The sequence below is a fragment of the Pseudomonas monteilii genome, assembly GCA_001534745.1.
GTDB lineage: Bacteria > Pseudomonadota > Gammaproteobacteria > Pseudomonadales > Pseudomonadaceae > Aquipseudomonas > Aquipseudomonas alabamensis.
Window position 1 is genome coordinate 1001280 of record CP013997.1, and the last position, 20953, is coordinate 1022232.

The following is a 20953-nucleotide window of genomic DNA, read 5'->3' on the forward strand; positions in this document are numbered from 1 at the left end:
AGGCTCGGTCGAAAAGGGGACGGCGTACGGTTAAAAGAACTATCGGCAAGTTGAAGAGGGGCTGGAGGGGATGCGACGGATGGACGCGTTACAGCACTTTCCCTATCCGCGACGGGCGACTGCCGATCGTTGGCGAGTACTCAAGGTGTTGATGACATCGGCAGCCGCCTGCGAGATGACGTCGCTCCCTACCGGACGAATGAAGGGCTATTCGCCCCAAGGCGCAACCAACACCCTCGGGCGAATGACCACCTTCATCGACGAATCAAACCGCCTGCACCCTGGCCAGTTGCTCGCCTTCGAGCCAGGCGCCGATCTCGCTGGCACGCATGGGTCTGGAAAACAGGTAACCCTGGGCCAAGGTGCAGCCTAGGTTTTTCAGGGTGCCGAGCTCGTCAGCGGTTTCCACGCCTTCCACGATGCATTCCAGCTGCATGTCCTGGCACAGGGTCACCAGCGACTTGACGATCTTGGAGCTGGCTGGATTGAGGTGGATGTGGGTGACGAAGGTGCGGTCCACTTTCAGTTTGGTCAGCGACAGCGCGTGGATCTGGCTCAGGCTGGAATAGCCGGTGCCGAAGTCGTCCAGGGAAATGCCGCAGCCCAGTTCGCGGAACCGGCCGATCGCACGCTGGGCTTGGGGCAGGTCCTGGATGACGGCGGTTTCGGTGATCTCCAGGTCGAGGCAGGTCGGGTCGAACCGGCTGCGCTGGATCAGCTCGACGATCTGCTGGGCGGCATCCTCAGACCCGCAATCGTGGGCGGACAGGTTGAACGACAGGCGAATCCCTGTCGGGAAGTTCGCGGCGGCGTCCAGCGCCTTGCTCAGCAGCGGCACCGTGAGCTGATTGACCATGCCGATGCGCTCGGCGATCGGGATGAAATCGCTGGGCGGCACGTGGCCCAGTTCCGGGCTTTCCCAGCGGGCCAGTGCCTCGAAGGCGACGGTGTGCTCGCGGTAGATGTCCACGATGGGCTGGAACACCATGTAGAACTCGCGATCCAGATCGGCCCTGCGCAGCGCCTGTTCGGTCAGGCCTTCGCGGTTGAGCTGCTGGCGATGGGCGCCGCTGAACAGGCAGACCGTGCCAGGGCGGTGGCGTTTGCTCTGGTACAGGGCATAGTCGGCGTATTCGTACGCTTGCGTGGCGCAGGATGCCTGGTCGGGGAAGGTCGCGATGCCCAGTGAGCCACTGATCTGGATCGGGATGTCCACCAGCAGGAACGGCTCGCGCAGGCGGTCGCAGATGTTCTCGCCGAACGCCCGCAATTGGTCGTCGCCCATGGCCCGCGTGATGATCAGGCCGAACTCGTCGCCCCCCAGGCGGGCCAGGTGCACCCCCTCGTCGAGCAGTCCGGTCAGGCGCTGCCCCACCTGATAGAGCAGCTTGTCACCGATGCTGTGGCCGTAGAGGTCGTTGACCGGCTTGAAGCCGTCCAGGTCGATCAACCCGACGGCCAGACGAGCCTCCTGCTCCGGGGCGTGGGACAGCAGGGTTTCGAGACGGGAAAAGAACTGCCGCCGATTGGCCAGCCCGGTCAGGCTGTCCTGATTGGCCAGGTGAAGGTTTTCTTCGCTGAGCTTGGCCGTCTGTGCCTGCATGTTCACCAGGCGGGTGAAGTCGGCGTACTGCGCCTTGAGGATGACCAGCATGGCGATGGACACCAGCAGGACATCGATCGCCGTGGCGATGAAGGTCGGGATGGTGGTGGAGGCGAAGAACACCACGAACGCCGTGTTCACCACCGCCGTGGTGGCCAGGGCCGCGGGCAGCAGGTGCATCATGCAGAAGATGCAGCCGATGACGGTGATCGCCATGTAGAAGGCGACATGCGCCTGGGTATAGCTGTTGCCATGGGGAAACAGCGCCAGGGACCAGGCGGTGAACGCCACGGCCACGAAGGGTGCGAGCATGTTGGTGCGCCTGAGCGCCGCCAGCATCTGTTCTGGCGTGCGGGTGCGCTTGCGCGTGCGTATCCAGTTCGCCGCACGGATCACGCCGAACAACGTCATGAGCAACGGGCAATACACCACCAGCCAGCGGGGCGCGACCTCAAAATGGGTGCCCGCCAGCATCAAGGTGTTGATCAGCAGGATGAAATACATCATCGGCAACTGGCGCGACAGCGAGATGTATTGCGCCTTGACCAGGCCAGGGTTGTCCTTGGGCACGGACATCGACGCTCGAAGACCGAGCAGTATGTTCTTCATTAGGCGATGCTCTGAAAAGACGACCAGGTGAACGACCGACTGGATTGCCCTTTCCAGCCTGGACCGAGCGGGGCTGAATGCATGCTCCCAGGAAGGATATCGGCCGATCCTGGGGTTTCTACAGCGTCTACGACTAGTGGCACTTTGACTTCGTTCCGTCAGCCGGTCGCTTTCGCCCCCTGAAGCGCGCATGCGCACTGCGTTTCTGGCGGCGCACCCATGTCGCCTGCCGTGCTACCTTGACCCGAACCTGGCAGTCCGGCCGCTTGCCAACCCTCACGCCACCCACACAGTTCACCTGCCCATGCCTGTGCGTCCTTCGTCCACTCCGCGTTCCGATGCCCTCAGCCTCCGTCGACTGCTGGGCTATTACACCCTGTTCATGCTCGGCATCGCCCTGTTCGCCGCCGCCCCCTTGCTCCTGGCGATCGGCGCAGGCACGATGGCCAGCCAGTTCGGCTGCCAGGTGGACGAGGGGAGCCCGCATGCCTGCTGGATCCTGGGCTGGGACGCCGGCCCGACGTTCTATCGGCTGGGCGTCATGGGCTGGTACATGTTGGTCACGTTACCAGCAGGCGCCATGCTGATGCTCGGGGCGACAGCGCTGCTGGTGGTGCAGCTTGTCCGCCACTGGGGCTCTGCTCGACGTCACTGATACGTAGGCACTGGGTGGGCGTTCGCCGAACAGGGCCGTCGCACAGGATCGCTGTCTTGGCCATACGGCATCGCCTGACAGTTCTGCCAGTTGTACTGCGTCTCTACAAACCACAAGCTGGGTGTCTGGTATGTAAAGAACACTGTGAGGTTGGGGGACTGCATGGACAGGCGGATGTATTTCTATCTTCATGACTCCTCTAGACAGGAGATCCAGCAAGCACTGAGCTGGACGTTCATGCACGGTCACGGGCAGCCACTTGTCGAGTTGATGCATGCAGGTGCAGCGTCCGATGCGTGCCCACTGGCGGTCGATGGCGCCGCTTCGGTGCTGCACACGAGCAGTGCAGGGCACAGGGTCGATCATGCCTATACGCCCTACGGTCATGTCTGGCGTAGGGATCGACAAACGCATCGGTTGGGATTCAAGGGCGAGCGTTACGATCCATTGAGCGACACGTATGCCTTGGGTCAGGGGTATCGTTTGTATGGTCCTGGCCTAATGCGCTTCCTGGCGCCCGATAGCTTCAGCCCCTTTGGCCAAGGAGCGCTTAACAGTTATGGCTTTTGTATCGGCGATCCGATCAATAGGTCGGATCCGACAGGCCATGTATCGGTGGAGGAGCTAAAATTAAGGATGAAAAGTATGGGGTTGAAGGCGACTGACCATTCGCCAGTCCTGCACAGATCGTGCGTTTCGTCAGCGCCTGAACGGTCTGAACAATCCCGGCAGAGTACATCTACCCCTGAAGACGCCCGGCCCAGCCAGGTGGCCAAGTCAAAAAAAACAGTCTCGTTCGAGGGCGTCGTGCGTGCGTTTGAAACCGACGAATTTACCGGGCTGCGTGCCCCCGTCGAGGTAAGGGCGTCTTTCCGCGAGCGTCTAGCGCTGTCTAAACAAGCAGGCGAGTTGTTCGGCCAGTATGAGGACCAACTGAAACAGTACACCACCGCGCTCTCCTATTCCCGAAGCGCGACCAATATCAGATTTACCAGAAATCCTTATTTTGCTGACAAGATGACTGCAATCAATAAGGAAAGACGCCACACAGTCCAGCGCTTGCTCGATGTGCAAAAGGCTATTGCAAAACTGCGCTATTAAGCCTGTCGGCAGGGGCAGTCTCGGCAGTTCCGTGGGGTTTTAAAGACCTAAGTGGGTGTTGCAAGGCAGCCGCACCCTGCATCATTGGAGGAACAGAAGATGACCAAGGACCTACGTTTCTACCAACACAAGCAGTTGAAGACCGAAGTGGAAAACGCGCAATGTCGAACGCTCTTCTCGAACGGTCATCAGGCGCTCGCCGAGTGGCGCAATGCGGGTGCAAAAGCGCACGGCCTGCTATTGGCAATCGATGCTTCTCATTCAGTGCTGTATACCCGCAGCCAGTCCGGGCTCGTTGGCCGAGCCTACTGCCCCTACGGTCATGGCGCCTTTGATGGGACATCCAACCAGGGATTCAACGGCGAGCGTTACGAAACGCTCATCAAGGCATATGCCCTGGGGCAAGGTTATCGTTTCTACAGTCCAAACTTGATGCGTTTTCTGGCTCCAGATACCGCGAGTCCGTTCGATCGTGGCGGTCTGAATAGCTACCTGTATTGTTCGGCCGACCCTGTGAACCGTCAAGACCCTGATGGGCATGCAGATTTCAGTCAGATGCGCAGAGTGCCGCAAAAATTCCTTGCAGAGGCAGCACGGCAGCGGACTGCACGGCAGCAGGTTGAAGCGTTTCGACGGCGCCGTGGTATCAATCAGCCTCCTCAGCCTCCTCAGGCGGCTCAGCCCCCTCAGGCTGCTCAAACACAGCCTAGAAATCCTCTGGCCTTACGCCATGGCGCTCAATTCTACGAACGACCTAACGTCACTAACAACGCGCTTGCCGTACCTGTACGGCCGCCTGAAGCAACGACTGATTCACGTTCTCCTGAATCGACCGCAGCTCGCACGCCGACAGCCCTGCATGAGGAATTGATAGAGCTCCATAGCCATATACAGCGCTACGAGAACTCTACACGTTATCTGACACCAGGAACCGAGGTGACCGATAATTATGTGGCCGATATCGAACGTTTCCGGCAGCGTGCCCACTCAATTCGGCAACAGCTTGATGTGAGTCAACTCAGCTGGTTTCATTTTTAAGCGTCTGCTGGATATGGTAATGACGACCCTGTCCATTCAGTGCGTAGCGCAAACGCTTACGTCCAGGCAACGATGCTGTAGGCTGGTACAGGTTCCATCCCAGCCAAAAGGATTCGCATGTCGCTTCGTCACTCCCCCGACTTTCTTCACGCAACGCATTGTCCCCAAGTCGTACAAGACCTAATCGAAGCGCGCTTCGACGCCGTCGATGGCCATTTGCAGAGCCTGTCGTCGGCAGGCGACAGTGCCAGCGAGCAGGCCCTTGGCACCCACTGCGCGACGCTTCAGGCGTTTGCCGGAGCCTGCCAGCAGTACGCTGAACAATGGCCCGTGTGGAAACACCAGTGCCCGGACAGCGTCTGGCCGGACGTCGTCGCCTGCCTGTTGTGGGAAAAGGCTGCCAGCGAGACACGCGGCCAGGGCTTGGCTGAAGACGTCAGCGAAGGGCAATGGCAGCAGGCCCAACTGGCCTGCGATGCGCTTTTTCTCCAGGCGTTGGACGTGGCCCAGCGTCAGCCTCTGCCCTGGGTGATGACCGTGAGCCTGATGCGCTCCGTGCTGGTATTCGGCGAACCCGATTGGCTGATGCCCTGGCTGACAGGCCAGTCGAGCGACGCCGAGCTGGCCGCGTTGCATCAGCGTCGACAGGCGGCGCTCGCCCACTGGCCGAACCTGCCACCTGTCCCGGCGCTGCCCGCCGTGCCCCCGACCCGCCTGGTGGCTGCCTTGGCCGCTTACCCCCGTCGCGAAGGCGAGCCGCAAGGGTTCTTCTGGCTGCATCAGGCGCTCCAGGCTTCGCCAGTCGGCGCCTGGGCCTTGGAGCTGTATGCCTTTTTGCGCACGCCGCGCTGGGGCGGCAGCCATGAGGAGATCCTCTGGCTGGCCGATTCGCCGCTGGCCGCGCGCCTGGATGAATCGCAGCGCAACGCGATCCGCCTGGTCGCCTGGCTCGACGACCTCGATGCCGACAGCGTGGACGTGGAGGACGACGCAGCCTGTCAGGCCGCCTTCCAGCGGGGCCGGCATTTGCTGGAGCGACCATTGCCGGCCTCGGCACGGGCCCGGGTCAGCCTGGCCTTGGGCGACCTGGCGTATCTGGCCGATCACATGGCGCACGCCCAGACCTATTACGCGCAGACCCTGGCCGAGTGGCCCCAGCTGACCGCGGCGGACGACGTGCTCTACCGCATGCTGTGCGTGGCGGCGCACAGTGGTATGGACCCCTGGTTTGGCCAGGTGGTGTCCCAATCGCGCCTTCAGTCGGCCTTCGCTTCGGTGCTTTATGGCCTGCTGTGCGACACCGGCTGGTGCGGCGTGCCGCGTGATCCCGCCCAGGCCGAACACTGGTACCGGCAGGCACTCACCTACGGGCCGATGCCGGTACCGGAAGGCGAATGCCCCTTCAATGACGTGTACTACGCCTTCGATGAAAGCCTGCACGGCACGGCCCTGCGGCACATGGTCGAGTACGCGGCCGGGCTGGGTGTGCCCGAGATGCAGTTCGCCCTGGCCTACCTGCACGAAGAGGAGGACCCGGTGACGGCTCTGCACTGGTATCGCCAAGCGGGTGCCCAGGGCTTTGGACGGGCGTTGTACAACCTGAGCGTGGTCTGCGACCGTGGCGTGGAGGAGGGCGGCCTGCCTGGCTGGAGCGTGGAAGCCTTGCGCGAGCTGGGCAACGACTGCGAGGTGGCGTGCCTGGAAGAGCTGGTCGACCAGCCGACGCTCACGCCTCGGGCGCTCAACCGCATTCCGAACTGCTTCATCGGTATTCACGGCTACCTGACCAAGCACAAGGTCGACTCCGAACGCGTGCGGCGCAACCTGGCGGTGTTGCGGCAGTATGCCGAGCGGGGCTGGGCCGAGGCCATGTACGTGCTCGCCGAACACTACCGCGCCGAGGACTGCCCGCAAGGCCATGACTACCCGCAGGCGGTCTACTGGTGCGAACAGGCCTGTCGCCTGCAGCCGGACGATGCGCGCAGCGTGCGATTGCGCGAGCGCTTGAGCGAAGGGCTGATGGGCGGTATGCGCTACCGGCGGGCGTTGGCCAAGGCAGAAAAGCGCTAGGCGCACGGGTCTGGCGGCTTAGGTGGATCGCTGCACTCCGTCCATCTGAGCCGCCTTGGGCAGGCCAACATGACATTTCTTTCAGCTCCAGCCATCACGCATCGCTTAATCTTTCGCAATTGCAGGTGTATCGTATTCGCCCTTCGCTGCCACGCTGTTGGCACAACGCTCCTGCATGACGAGGTACCCGCCCGATGTCCCTGACCCGCCGACAAATTCTCAAGGGCCTGACTGGCCTGGCCGTGGTCGGCCTAGGCGCAAGGGGCGCCACGCGCTATTGGCTGGGCAAGGTGGAAGACGAGAATGCCGGGCACGATTACGAACTGATCGCCGCGCCCCTGGACGTCGAGCTGGTGCCAGGCCACATCACCCCGGCCTGGGCATTCGGCCCCTCCGCGCCAGGCACCGAGCTGCGGGTTCGTCAGGGCACCTGGCTGCGGGTCCGCTTCATCAACCACCTGCCGATCGAGACCACCATCCATTGGCACGGCATCCGTCTGCCACTGGAGATGGACGGCGTGCCCTACGTCTCCCAGCTGCCCGTTAAACCGGGCGAATATTTCGACTACAAGTTCCGCGTGCCGGACGCCGGCAGCTACTGGTACCACCCCCATGTAGCCAGTTCCGAAGAGCTGGGCCGTGGGCTGGTCGGGCCGCTGATCGTCGATGAGCGCGAGCCGACCGGCTTCCAGCACGAGCGCGTGCTCAATCTCAAGACCTGGCACGTGGACGAGCAGGGCGCCTTCATGCCGTTCAGCGTGCCCCGCGAAGCGGCGCGCAACGGCACGGCCGGGCGCTTGATCACCATCAATGGCGACGCTGAATCGGTCACCGAGTTGCCGGCAGGGCAGGTGGTGCGGGTGCGTCTGCTGAACCTCGACAACACCTGGACCTACCGGATCAACCTCAAGGGCAATTGCGAAGCCCGGATCTACGCGATCGATGGCAATCCGGTCCGGCCCAGATCGCTGGAGAAAGAGTACTGGCTCGGCCCCGGCATGCGCCTCTGCCTGGCCATCAAGATTCCCGAGGCCGGCGAGGAAATCTCGCTGCGTGATGGTTTCGTGCGCCTGGGCACCTTGCGCTCGGTCGCCAGCGACCAGCCTTCTGGCGAGTGGCCACCGGCCTTGCCGCCCAACCCGATCGCCGAGCCGGACCTCGAAAACGCCGAGACGCTCAACTTCAACTTCGAATGGTCAGGCAAGCTGTCGACCGGGGTGGACGACGGCAAGCCGCCCAGCCTGTGGCAGATCAACGGCAAAGCCTGGGACATCACCGACAAGACCTGTGCGGACCGGCCCATCGCCACCTTGCAGCAGGGCAAGAGCTACATCTTCGAGCTGAAGAATATGACGCAGTACCAGCACCCGATCCACCTGCATGGCATGAGTTTCAAGGTGATCGGCTCCAATCGCCACAAGATCACCGAGCCCTGGTTCACCGACACCTACCTGCTGGGACGCAACGAGCGGGCCCAGGTGGCACTGGTGGCCGATAACCCGGGCACCTGGATGTTCCATTGCCATGTCATCGACCACATGGAAACCGGCCTGATGGCCGCGATCGCGGTGGTCTGATGCGGCCACGGATCATCGATCGCAGTCGCGATCAGGCCTTCATGGAGCTGGCCCTGGCGCTGGCGGCACAAGGCGCAGCCCTGGGCGAGGTGCCCGTGGGCGCCGTGCTGGTCCAGGACGGGCAGGTGGTGGGCCAGGGCTTCAACCGCCCGATCCTCGACAGCGACCCGAGCGCCCACGCCGAGATGGTCGCCATCCGTGAGGCGGCGCGCATGGCAGGCAATTACCGGCTACCGGGCAGCACGCTGTACGTGACCCTCGAGCCGTGCAGCATGTGCGCCGGGCTGATCGTGCATTCCCGGGTGGCACGCGTGGTGTATGGCGCGCTGGAGCCCAAGGCCGGCGTGGTGCAGAGCCAGGGGCAGTTCTTCGAGCAGGGGTTTCTCAATCACCGTGTGCTGTACGAAGGGGGTGTGCTGGGGGAGGCGTGCGGGCAGATGCTGAGCGCGTTCTTCAAGGCCAGGCGCGGGCGCAAGGCGAGCCCGCAGGACTAGGGCGGCCTTTACTTCGGCGCAGCGCCTTCGGTCGGCTTGCCCGGATTGACCGCCGGCACGTGCAGGCTGCCGTCGGCGGCCTGCCCCTCGAGCTGCGGCTGGGTCACCCAGGTGAGGATGTCGTAGTAGCGGCGGATGTTGGCGACGAAGTGCACCGGCTCACCGCCGCGCGCATAGCCATACTTGGTCTGGCGGTACCACTGCTTCTGCGCCAGGCGCGGCAGCATCTTCTTCACGTCCAGCCACTTGTTGGGGTTGAGCTTTTCGCGCTTGGCCAGGGTGCGCGCATCCTCCAGGTGGCCGCTGCCGACGTTGTAGGCGGCCAGGGCGAACCAGGTACGGTCCGGTTCCTGGATGCTGTCGTCGAGCTGTTCCTTGATCAGCATGAAGTACTTGGCCCCGCCTTGAATGCTCTGGCGCGCATCGAGCCGGTTGGACACGCCCATGGCCTGGGCCGTGCGCTGGGTCAGCATCATCAGGCCGCGCACGCCGGTCTTGGAGGTGACTTCCGGCTGCCACATGGACTCCTGGTAGCCGATGGCCGCCAGCAGTCGCCAGTCCACCCCCTCGACCTTGGCCGAAGCCTTGAAGTGCTTCTCGTAGCGCGGCAGGCGTTGCTGCAGGTGCTGGGCGAAGGTGTAGGCGCCGACGTAGCCCAGCACGTCCACATGCCCGTAGTAGCGGTCCTTGAGGCGTTGCAGCACGCCATTGCCTTCGGCTTCGTCGAGGAACGCGTTGACCTCGTTGAGCAGGCTGTTGTCTTCGCCTGGCGCCACGGCCCAGCGCTGGCTGCGTGCTTCGCCCAGGTCGAAGGCCACGCGCACGTTGGAGAAGTACACCTGGTTCATCGCCAGTTCGTTGGAGTCCACCAGGGTCAGGTCGATCTGCCCTTCGTCCACCATGCGCAGCAGGTCGACGACCTCGACCGCATCGGATTCTTCGTACTCGAGCGCCGGGTACTGTTTCTTCAGGGCGGCCAGCTGCTCGGCGTGGCTGCTGCCTTTGAGCACCATGATCTTCTTGCCGACCAGCCCCTGGGGATCGGTGGGCCGCGACCGGCCGTTGCGGTAGATGACCTGGGGCGAGACCTCGAGGTAGGGGTGCGAAAAGCGCACCTGGGCGTTGCGCTGTTCGCTGCTGACCAGCCCGGCCGCCGCCAGCACCGGCCCCGAGGGCGCACTCAGCTGGGCGAAGATGTCGTCGAGGTTGTCGGCGGTCTGGATCTCCAGCTTGACCCCGAGCTCGTCGGCGAAGCGCTTGACCAGCTCGTACTCGAAGCCGGTTTCGCCATTGCGGTCCTGGAAATAGGTCGCCGGGCTGTTGCGGGTGACCACGCGCAGCACGCCGTCCTCCTTGATGCGCTCGAGGGTGCTGGGTTTTTCAACGCAGGCACCGAGCATGAGGAAGAGGGCGGTTGCGAGGAGCCATCTGGCGCAACGCTGGCGCAAAGCAATGGTGGCGGACATAGGGTGCAGTATACGCAAAGCATTGGCTGCGCCATATCTCGACAATCGACTAGGGCTCTGGTAGCGGCTGCGAGCTGCGAGCGACACGTCACGCGCAGCAGCTGCAAGCGGACGGTAGGGCGGTGGGGCAGGTGGACAGGACATTGAGGTCGCGCTGACTTGCAGCTCGACCGCATCGCCGACCGCTCGTTCCAACCGGGTGCCGATTCCCCGTGTTTTACGCTAGAATGCCCGGCCTCCAAGCACACCCCTTCTTGAGGCTGTCCCGACGATGTTGATCCTGCGCGGCGCTCCTGCCCTTTCTGCCTTTCGCCACGGTAAATTACTCGAGCAACTGAGCCAGAAAGTCCCCGCTGTTTCTGGTTTGTATGCCGAATTCGCCCACTTCGCCGAGGTCGACGGCGAGCTGACCGCCGAGCAGCAGCAGGTGCTGGGTCGCCTGCTCAAGTACGGTCCGAGCGTCCCGGTGCAGGAACCTGCCGGCCGCCTGTTCCTGGTCGTGCCGCGTCTGGGCACCATCTCGCCCTGGGCGAGCAAGGCTACCGACATCGCCCATAACTGCGGCCTGGGCAACGTCCGTCGCCTCGAGCGCGGCATCGCCTATTTCGTCGCCGGCGAGCTGTCCGACGCCGAGGCCGCCGTGGTCGCCGCGCACCTGCACGACCGCATGACCCAGCGCGTGCTGGGCCAGCTGGAGCAGGCTGCCGACCTGTTCAGCCACGCCCAGCCACGCCCGATGACCTCCGTGGACATCCTCGGTGGCGGCCGCGCCGCCCTGGCCCAGGCCAACGTCGACCTGGGCCTGGCCCTGGCCGAGGACGAGATCGACTACCTGGTCCAGGCGTTCCAGGGGCTGAAGCGCAACCCGAACGACATCGAGCTGATGATGTTCGCCCAGGCCAACTCCGAGCACTGCCGCCACAAGATCTTCAACGCCAGTTGGGACATCGATGGCCAGGCGCAGGACAAGAGCCTGTTCGGGATGATCAAGAACACCTACCAGATGCACAGCGACGGCGTGCTCTCGGCGTACAAGGACAACGCCTCGGTGATCGTCGGCAACGTCGCCGGCCGTTTCTACCCCAATCCCGAGACGCGCCAGTACGGCGCGGTGCGCGAGCCCGTGCACATCCTGATGAAGGTCGAGACCCACAACCACCCGACCGCCATCTCGCCGTTCTCCGGTGCCTCCACCGGCTCCGGTGGCGAGATCCGTGACGAAGGCGCCACCGGTCGCGGTGCCAAGCCCAAGGCAGGCCTGACCGGCTTCACCGTATCGAACCTGCGCATCCCCGGCTTCGAGCAGCCCTGGGAGCAGGCCTACGGCAAGCCCGAGCGCATCGTCGACGCCCTCGACATCATGATCGACGGCCCGCTCGGCGGCGCAGCGTTCAACAACGAGTTCGGGCGCCCGGCGCTGACCGGCTACTTCCGTACCTTCGAACAATCGATCCAGACCCCCCATGGCGAAGAAGTGCGCGGCTACCACAAGCCGATCATGCTCGCGGGCGGCCTGGGCAACATCCGCGAAGACCACGTGCAGAAGGGCGAGATCACCGTCGGCGCCAAGCTGATCGTGCTCGGCGGCCCGGCCATGCTGATCGGTCTGGGCGGCGGTGCGGCCTCGTCGGTCGACACCGGTACCAGCTCCGCCGACCTGGACTTCGCCTCGGTACAGCGCGAGAACCCGGAAATGGAACGCCGCTGCCAGGAGGTCATCGACCGCTGCTGGCAGCTGGGCGAGCAGAACCCCATCGCCTTCATCCACGACGTGGGCGCCGGTGGCATTTCCAACGCCTTCCCCGAGCTGGTCAACGACGGGGGCCGTGGCGGCCGCTTCGAACTGCGCAACGTGCCCAACGACGAGCCGGGCATGGCCCCGCACGAGATCTGGAGCAACGAATCCCAGGAGCGTTACGTGCTGGCCGTCGGCGCCGACGACTTCGAACGCTTCAAGGCCATCTGCGAGCGCGAGCGTTGCCCGTTCGCAGTGGTCGGCGAAGCCACCGAAGAGCCGCACCTGACCGTCACCGACAGCCACTTCGACAACACGCCGGTGGACATGCCGCTGGACGTGCTGCTGGGCAAGCCGCCGCGCATGCACCGTTCGGTCACCCGCGAAGCCGAGCTGGGCGATGACTTCGACCCGAGCACGCTGGACCTGGACGAAGCCGTGGAGCGCGTGTTGCGTCACCCGGCCGTGGCCAGCAAGAGCTTCCTGATCACCATCGGCGACCGCTCCATCACCGGTCTGGTCGCCCGCGACCAGATGGTCGGCCCGTGGCAGGTCCCGGTCGCCGACTGCGCCGTCACCGCCACCAGCTTCGACGTCTACACCGGTGAAGCCATGGCCATGGGCGAGCGTACCCCGCTGGCCCTGCTCGACGCCCCGGCGTCCGGGCGCATGGCGATCGGCGAGGTGCTGACCAACCTGGCCGGCGCACGTATCGAGAAGCTGTCCGACATCAAGCTGTCGGCCAACTGGATGTCGGCTGCCGGCCACCCCGGCGAAGACGCGCGCCTGTACGACACCGTCAAGGCCGTCGGCATGGAGCTGTGCCCGGAACTGGGCCTGACCATTCCGGTCGGCAAGGACTCCATGTCGATGAAGACCCGCTGGAGCGAGGAGGGCGCCGAGAAGAGCGTCACCGCGCCGATGTCGCTGATCGTCAGCGGCTTCGCCCCGGTGGTGGACATCCGCGGGACCTTGACCCCACGCCTGCGCATGGACAAGGGCGAGACCGACCTGATCCTGATCGACCTGGGTCGCGGCAAGGACCGCATGGGCGCGTCCATCCTCGCCCAGACCTACGGCAAGCTCGGCGCCCAGGCACCGGACGTCGACGATGCCGAAGACCTCAAGGCCTTCTTCGCCGTCATCCAGGGCCTCAACGCCGACGGGCACCTGCTGGCCTACCATGACCGTTCCGACGGCGGTCTGGTGACCACCGTGCTGGAGATGGCCTTCGCCGGCCATTGCGGTCTGGACCTGCACCTGGACCCGCTGACCGACAGCCGCAGCGAAGTCCCGGGCATTCTGTTCAACGAAGAGCTGGGTGCGGTCATCCAGGTCCGCCAGGACGCCACCCCCGACGTGCTGACCCAGTTCAGCGTCGCCGGCCTGGGCGAATGCGTCGCGGTGATCGGCAAGCCGATCAACAATGGCGAGGTGTCCATCAGCCTCAACGGTGACGTGCTGTTCGACGACCAGCGCCGTCTGTTGCAGCGCCAGTGGGCCGAGACCAGCTACCAGATCCAGCGCCTGCGCGACAACGCCGACTGCGCCGACCAGGAATACGAGGCGCTGCTCGAAGAGAACAACCCAGGCCTGGATGCCAAGCTGGGCTTCGACGTCAACGAGGACATCGCCGCCCCGTACATCAAGACCGGCGTTCGACCCCAGGTGGCGATCCTGCGCGAGCAGGGCGTCAACGGTCAGGTCGAGATGGCCGCGGCCTTCGACCGCGCGGGCTTCGCCGCCATCGACGTGCACATGAGCGACCTGCTTGCCGGACGTGTCGATTTTGCCGACTTCAAGGGCCTGGTCGCCTGCGGCGGCTTCTCCTACGGCGACGTGCTCGGTGCTGGTGAAGGCTGGGCCAAGTCGGCGCTGTTCAACGCCCGTGCCCGCGAGGCCTTCCAGGCCTTCTTCGAGCGCGGCGACAGCTTCGCCCTGGGCGTGTGCAACGGTTGCCAGATGATGTCCAACCTGCACGAGCTGATTCCGGGCACCGAGCACTGGCCGCACTTCGTGCGCAACCGTTCGGAGCAGTTCGAGGCGCGCGTGGCCATGGTCGAGGTGCAGAAGTCCAACTCGATCTTCCTCGAGGGCATGGCCGGTTCACGTATGCCGATCGCCATCGCCCACGGTGAAGGCCATGCCGAGTTCGCCAGCGAACAGGCCCTGATCGACGCCGATGCATCGGGTTGCGTGGCGCTGCGCTACGTCGACAACCATGGTCGCGTGACTGAAGCCTACCCGGCCAACCCGAACGGCTCGCCGCGCGGGATCACTGGCCTGACCAACCGGGACGGCCGCGTCACCATCATGATGCCGCACCCGGAGCGTGTGTTCCGCGCCGTGCAGAACTCCTGGTACCCGGATGACTGGCAGGAAGACGGCGCACTGATGCGCATGTTCCGCAACGCGCGGGTGTGGGTGAACTAAGCGTGTACAAGCTCGCCTTCTTCGTTCCGCCCAGTCACCTGAACGTGGTCAAGGCCGCTGTGTTCGCCGCAGGTGGCGGACACCTCGGCGACTATGACCAGTGTGCCTGGCAGACGCTCGGCCAGGGCCAGTTTCGCCCGTTGGACGGCAGTCAGCCGTTCATCGGTCAGGCTGGCCAGCTCGAGCAGCTGGAGGAATGGAAGGTCGAGCTGGTGGTGACCGACGACCTGATCGCTCAGGTCGTCGGTGCACTCAAGCAGAGCCACCCGTACGAGACGCCCGCCTACGACGTCTGGCGACTTGTCGAGTTCTAACCCGCAATAACGATATTGACGACAGTTTTACCGCGACGCTAGGGGAACGTAGAGTACTTTGGTCGGCCTAAGGGATGTCCACTCCCCGGCAAGTGCTTTCGGTCTTAACCATCGCGCTAAAAGGTGAGGGGATGAAACCCGATGAATTTCAAGCAGCGATGGGGCAAATAATCGTGTTGAGCGTTCAGACGCGATAACCGAGTTTGAGATCATCAAGGCTGCCTGATGTTATCGACAATGGCCCTAATGTCTTCGAACCTTGAAAGAGCAAAAAGAGTCTGGCCTCCAACCCCCCCTAACGCTAGCGCCGCACCTGCTGCAAACGAACTTCCCGTCGCTGCAAATGTTCCGTATCCGGCGATAGCCGTTATGGCTGCGATAGTCGGCGCGTCACCAACTAAAGGCACCCCCGTGGTCCCGAGTACATCATAATCATCATTAAATACAGGCACCCCCGTGATCCTGGACCTCTCCTCATCAACCCTGCCGCGCAAGGCGATAATAGCGTTATTCACGACACCTATGTCCTCGTCATGCAATGCGATGGATATTTCAATATGAGATCCGGGCCGGTTGGGTGAGTTTTCCACGCGATGAACGTCGATGCCGGGACTCACAACGCCGTGCGTAGTCTGTACCGAAAAATTCGGTAACTGCCCAAGCACCCAATTTCCAGCTCTTCTCAACCAATGCCACCATTGGCCGCTTGGGTCTTCTCGATTGATGGGATCTCCTTGACAGTAGCTATAGGCATTGATACCGCCTTGACGAAAAGGGGATAACGTATCCGCTTGTAGGAAGCGCATTAATCGTGGACTGTAATATCGATGTCCATTTCCAAGCGCATAACAGTTCGAGAAAGGATCGAGTCGTTGTCCAGTGAAGGCTGCCAGAGAAGCAGCAGGCGAGGTGTACAGAAAACCATAGGGCGAATAGGTTTGGTGGAGGTTGCCAGGGAGGCGGCGTAGAACCGTATTTGTAGCATCACAGGGTAAAAGGTACTTGGCCCTCTGCGTGCAGCCGTCCTCTGCCAATACCATGCCAGCGGCCCGTATCAATCGGCGTGGTGAGTGACTGGACTCAGCTGTCAATTGGTTGTTCTGGTAGAAAAAGTCCCTTCTGTGCATCGAACATGTCATAGAGCGCATCGACGGAAACCCTGACCTTGGACGTTTATGACAGGGTTCTCTATAAGCCCGGAAGGTGTCTACTGATAGAAGTGCCAGGTGCATCCAACAGTGCCTTGGATGCGGACGGTGTGAGAGCGCTGAACGGCACGCGCGCCTAGCTTGCTTTGTATGTGTCAACAGACAAGGCTGAGACGGGGAACGTAGGCAAGGCCTGTAGAGAGGGCAATATTCGGAGCAGCCTCGCTGTGATCGATGACCTGATCGCTCAGGTCATCGACGCACTCAAGCGAAGCCCTTGCTCCCCGACAGCTGTCTGCGAGGTCTAAAAAGCGTCGGATAGTCCTCACAGGCTAGCCCTCTGTCGCGATCACAGGGGAATGAAGTCCGGTGCGAAGGTGGTTTGAATCCAGCTGGCCCCCGTCGCGTCCTCGATCTCCTGAATGAATTCGCCGGTTTCCTTCAATACCTTCGACAGCCGGTCACTGAGATGGCCTAGCTCGGAGAACTGCAGGGTCCGTAACGTTTCGATCGACGTGCCTTGCGCGACCTTGCGCGGGTTGTCTTGCGCCCATTGAACGACGGTCGCCTCCCACCAGGTCACGTCCCACGGATGCACGAGAAAGCCCTTGGCGATGTCGATCGGACTGTCGGCCTGCTCGGTATGCCCTGCCCAGTGAGCGTACATCGCCTGACCCACTTGCTTGACCGCCACGCCGGCCAGTTGCACGGCCAATGTGTGGAACGGGTGCGTGGCATGGTCCTTGGCCAGCTGTGAGTGGGTCAGGAGCGCCTCAGGGTCAGTGTTGGGATCCTTGTCCAGCAGCACCTGCAAGGTCGCGATATGGTCGCCGGCCCATTTCACCAACGGCTTCATGAGAAAGTTGCCGGCATAGTTCAAGGGCTTGAAGTGGTGCTGCAATGCGCCGGTCGTGGCGTTGTAGATCTTGTAGTAGTAGTTGCTGGCGATTTGTCGGCGGGCCTGCACGTAGAGCCCGTACAGCCTGAGCAGCAAGGGCAGTCCTTCTTCCTCCAGGATCGTCGTGACGATCTGGTCGAACACCGCCTGCTCGTCTTCGCTCTGGCTTTCGTCCAGGTCGGTGGGGAAGAAGTGGTTGGCCAGCGGGTCGAGCAGGCTGTTGATCAGGTCGAGCTGGCCGAACATGCCCGTCACTACAGGCCAGCCATGGCCCGAGGGCGCAACCTTTTCGAGCTTCGGGGTCCACACCAGCACCCGGTCATCGACGGCGCGCTTGAGGCACAGTTCGACGACGTTCGAGTGCGCGAAGTAGTCTTCCAGGACATGCAGCGCTTCACCCAGGTAGCGCAACCCGACAGGGGTCGGTCCTTCTTTCATGGCAGCGGACAGTTTTGCCTGCACGTAGGCGATGGAGCGGCGGATGTAGCGTTTGATCGAGCGCTTGGGCAGAAGCCCAAGCCGAGGGTCGCCCGGAAACACCAGGGGCAGGAAGTCGGGGTCGATCTGCCGAGGGTCGTAGGCCTGTGGGGTGGGCACTAGCGGATTGTCGATATGTTCATGGGGCCGGTAGACCCCGAGCCTGTCGGGGGTGACCTTGTAGGCGGCACGGCTGTCCGGCGTCGTCTGCAGAGGCGCGAACGCCTTCAGGGCCAACAGGTCGATGAGGGTCGTCAATCGTTCACGAGAGAACCGCAGCGAGGCTTTGCCGATCTGCTCGCGCGTCTCGGGCGTCAAGGCAGACATATCCGCGGGGCGTACGAGTTTCTGATCGATCAGTTGCGAGTGATCGCGCAGCCAGTTACCGAAATAGATGGCATCGCATTGGGCCGTGCTGAAGCCGACTTCGACCAGCAGACGTGAGAGCGAGCCATGCCCCGATGAGCCGGGCACATGCGCTTCACCGTAGCCGGCGGCGAAACGCTTGGTTCGGCGCCGGCGGCTTTCAGGCAGTTCCAGCGTGCCCAGCGAAATCGTCACCGCGGCGGCTTCGGCATTGGGGCGGTAGGTCGCCAGGACGTCACCTGGCTTGACGGGCTCTGCATAGAACAGCAGCGCTTTGGCGAAGGCGACAGCTGCCCCTTGATCCAGCGGACTGGGTGCGTCGCTTGTCTCGAGAGCGTCCGGACGCCGTGACAGGCTGTCTTCGACATAGCCAGCGAAGGCCTCGAGCAGTCCGGTCAGCAAGTCGAAGCCGGCTCTGGAGGTCTGGAGTGCGCTTTCGATGAGCGCTTCGCTCACGTCGATACAGCGGGTGTCGGGGTTGTACACCGCCGCCCGCTGCTGATCCGACACGAGGGTGTAGGCGGGCGGAGCGATGCGGTCATGTTTCAGATCCTCCCGGAAAGCCAGGAACGCTTTCAGCGTGCAGTGGCGTCCGACCATCGGCCTGAAGAGCAGGACGAACGACGATTCATCGGTGTGTGCGGCCACGTGCTTCAGCAGGTCGAGGGCCAGGCGGCTGGCGAAGGAGGCGGTCGGGGGCAAGGCGTACAGGTGGCTCATGACTCATGCTCGTTGAGGGATCGGACGAGCAGCATGCGCAATAGGTCCTTCGATTTTAACGATGGAAGATTACCGGGTCAGGCGCCGCGACAAGGGCGTCTTTGACCGTGTGACGCCGCGCGACAGGCCTGTCGTGCCTGCCGCGAGCCGCCTGAGGCAGACGCTCGGATGAGTAGGCCGCCGTGGTCAACCGACGCCGATCGGGCCGCCATCGTTGCGCTGGATCACCACTGTCGCCGAGCGGGGTCGCACGCGCTGGTGGGCAGGCGTGGCCACGGTCGCGTCATCGCGCCAGGGCCAGTTGTCCGGGTGCTGGATGTTGAGGAACAGCGTGGTGTGGTCCGGGGTGAACGCCAGGCCAGTGACCTCGCAGCCATTGGGCCCGACGAAGAACCGCCGCAGGTCCACCTGGTTTCGGGCATCGACCGGCACCTGCTTGCCGCTGGCATCCACCAGTTGCGTGGGAATGACCGCCAGCAGTTGATCGTTGGTGTAATCGGTCACCGAGGTCTCGCCATTGTCCGTCTCGAACCAGAGGATCCCGCGGCCATCGAAGCGCATCCCATCCGGGCTGGCGAACTGATTGAGTTCGGTCAGACCCGAGCGGTTGATGTCCGGGGCGCCTGTGGCGTTGGCGCCGAACACGAAGATGTCCCAGGTGAAGTGCGTGTGATCGTCGCTGTCGTGCCAGCGGATGATATGGCCGTGACGGTTGGGGCCGCGCGGGTTGGCCGCATCGACGTTCTCCGGGGTGCGCACGCTGTTGTTGGTCAAGGTCAGGTAGACGTCGCCGTTGAGCGGATTGACTGCCGTCCATTCGGGGCGGTCCATGGGCGTGGCGCCCACGGCGTCGGCTGCGCTGCGGGTGTCGAGCAGGATGCCGGCCAGGTCACCGTACAGGGTGCCCAGGGTCGCGCCGGAGACCGTGGGCGCGTTCACCGTCAGCGGCAACCAGACCCCGCTGCCATCGGCGTCGAAGCGCGCCACATAGAGTGTGCCCTTGTCCAGGTACTTGGCGCCGGTGGCCAGGCGATCGGCCGGTGAGGCATCGGCCGGATCCCAGACGGCATCGGACACGAACTTGTACAGGTACTCGTTGTTCGAGTCGTCGCCCATGTACCAGACCAGGGGCTTGCCGGCCACCGGAAGGCCGGGACAGCAGCCCTCATGGCGGAAGCGACCCAGTGCGGTGCGCTTGGTGGCCGGGGCCTGTGCATCGAACGGGTCGATCTCGACGATGTAGCCGTAGGTGCTGGCTTCGTTGCGGTAATCGTCGGTGGCGCTGTCGCCCCGCGGCGTCACGTCGAAGCGGGCGAACTCGTCGTCCACCTCGCTGGGGTCGCCTGCGGCGGTTTCCCAGCGGTGCTGGCCGCTGCTGGTGGCGATGCCCAGGCGGCGCTGGTCGGTCGGCAAGGGTGCTTTGTTGACGAAGATGCCCGGCCAGTTTTCTTCGCAGGTCAGGTAGGTCCCCCAGGGGGTATAGCCATTGCCGCAGTTGTTGTTGGTTCCTCGCGCCTGGGTGCCGTCTGGAGAAAACCGCGTCCTGACGTGCGCCGATCCACGCAGAGGGCCGGCGATGGCCATCGGCGTGGCCGTGGTGAAGCGCCGGTTGAGTGGATCGTTCATGACCACCTGCCAGCGCCCGTCGACCTTGTCCAGACGTACGACACCGACGCCATGGGCGTTGATCTCCTTGCGCGCTTCCTCGGCCGGACGCCTGCCCTGGGCATCCTGGGTCGGGCCGTTCGGGTGCAGGGCCTGGGTGTCGATGTACTCGAAGTTGATGGCCAGCAGCCCGGCATCGGAGCGGCCCTCGAGCGGGAAGAACTGCATGCCATCGTGGTGCATGCCCATGGCATTGGCCTGGTCGGCCGCGCTGTTGCTGCCGTCGGCTTTCCAAGGGGTGGCGCGATCGTTGAGGGGTGTGCCCCAGGGGGCGAGTACGTGAGCGCTGTAGCCGGGTGCGACCGTGCAGGCATCGGTGCGCGAGCCGGGGATCGACTGGAAGCCCAGGGCGAGCGGTGACGGGCTGGGTCCAGCGGGCGGCTGCCCGAGCGTCGTGGCCTGCGCATCGCCCAGCCAACTGGCCAGGCCTGTGCCGACCATCATCGTGACGGCGGCCCCCAGGCCACCACGCAGTACCGTACGACGACTGAGGTAGGCGTCCATCACGCTGGCCATCGGCGCGTGGTCGCTCGGGTTGCGGTTCAGGCTATCGCCAGACGCTCGACTCATCGGGAAATCCTTGC

General features: G+C 63.5%; 13 protein-coding genes. 8 read left to right on the forward strand and 5 right to left on the reverse strand.

The genetic code is table 11. From position 1 onward, the window contains the following. Positions 1-265: 265 nt before the first annotated feature. Entirely contained in the window at positions 266-2212 is a 1947-nt protein-coding gene (locus APT63_04505; protein AMA44936.1) for a histidine kinase, read from the reverse strand. A 190-nt stretch (positions 2213-2402) separates the two neighbouring features. Here APT63_04505 and APT63_04510 point away from each other — a divergent pair, with 190 nt between their 5' ends. Together APT63_04510 and APT63_04515 are read left to right on the forward strand one after the other, a co-directional pair. Next, positions 2403-2867, forward strand: a complete 465-nt coding sequence (locus APT63_04510) for a hypothetical protein (protein ID AMA44937.1) — start codon at positions 2403-2405, stop codon at positions 2865-2867. A gap of 174 nt (positions 2868-3041) precedes the next feature. Next, positions 3042-3968 (forward strand): hypothetical protein, encoded by a 927-nt coding sequence (locus APT63_04515; protein ID AMA44938.1) that lies wholly within the window; start codon positions 3042-3044, stop codon positions 3966-3968. A 261-nt stretch (positions 3969-4229) separates the two neighbouring features. Here APT63_04515 and APT63_04520 read toward each other — a convergent pair whose 3' ends face one another. Continuing rightward, positions 4230-4508 carry a hypothetical protein gene (locus tag APT63_04520; GenBank protein AMA44939.1) on the reverse strand — a complete coding sequence of 93 codons (279 nt, stop codon included), beginning with the start codon at positions 4506-4508 and terminating at the stop codon, positions 4230-4232. Between APT63_04520 and APT63_04525 the strand changes: the two genes are divergently transcribed. From APT63_04525 to APT63_04540, 4 genes are all read left to right on the forward strand, one after another. Continuing rightward, positions 4501-4839 (forward strand): hypothetical protein, encoded by a 339-nt coding sequence (locus APT63_04525; protein AMA44940.1) that lies wholly within the window; start codon positions 4501-4503, stop codon positions 4837-4839. The genes APT63_04520 and APT63_04525 overlap by 8 nt on opposite strands. Before the next feature lie 497 nt (positions 4840-5336). After that, positions 5337-7076 carry a hypothetical protein gene (locus tag APT63_04530; protein AMA44941.1) on the forward strand — a complete coding sequence of 580 codons (1740 nt, stop codon included), beginning with the start codon at positions 5337-5339 and terminating at the stop codon, positions 7074-7076. A gap of 194 nt (positions 7077-7270) precedes the next feature. Further along, complete coding sequence (locus tag APT63_04535) at positions 7271-8653, forward strand: copper oxidase (GenBank protein ID AMA44942.1); 1383 nt, start codon at positions 7271-7273, stop codon at positions 8651-8653. Continuing rightward, a complete protein-coding gene (locus APT63_04540; GenBank protein ID AMA44943.1) occupies positions 8653-9147 on the forward strand; it encodes a zinc-binding protein in 495 nt (164 codons plus the stop codon). The genes APT63_04535 and APT63_04540 overlap by 1 nt, the downstream gene beginning before the upstream one ends. 8 nt (positions 9148-9155) lie before the next feature. Here APT63_04540 and APT63_04545 read toward each other — a convergent pair whose 3' ends face one another. Next, positions 9156-10613, reverse strand: coding sequence for a murein transglycosylase (locus APT63_04545; protein ID AMA44944.1), 1458 nt, complete (start codon positions 10611-10613; stop codon positions 9156-9158). A 271-nt stretch (positions 10614-10884) separates the two neighbouring features. Here APT63_04545 and APT63_04550 point away from each other — a divergent pair, with 271 nt between their 5' ends. Both APT63_04550 and APT63_04555 read left to right on the forward strand, forming a co-directional pair. After that, positions 10885-14781 (forward strand): phosphoribosylformylglycinamidine synthase, encoded by a 3897-nt coding sequence (locus APT63_04550; protein AMA44945.1) that lies wholly within the window; start codon positions 10885-10887, stop codon positions 14779-14781. Between the two features lie 2 nt (positions 14782-14783). Beyond that, on the forward strand, positions 14784-15095 hold the full coding sequence (locus tag APT63_04555) for an NGG1p interacting factor NIF3 (protein AMA44946.1): 312 nt from the start codon (positions 14784-14786) through the stop codon (positions 15093-15095). 1497 nt (positions 15096-16592) lie between these two features. Here APT63_04555 and APT63_04560 read toward each other — a convergent pair. Both APT63_04560 and APT63_04565 read right to left on the reverse strand, forming a co-directional pair. Next, complete coding sequence (locus APT63_04560; GenBank protein AMA44947.1) at positions 16593-18704, reverse strand: hypothetical protein; 2112 nt, start codon at positions 18702-18704, stop codon at positions 16593-16595. Between the two features lie 186 nt (positions 18705-18890). Further along, positions 18891-20939 (reverse strand): dTDP-glucose 4,6-dehydratase, encoded by a 2049-nt coding sequence (locus tag APT63_04565; protein AMA44948.1) that lies wholly within the window; start codon positions 20937-20939, stop codon positions 18891-18893. Positions 20940-20953: the final 14 nt, after the last annotated feature.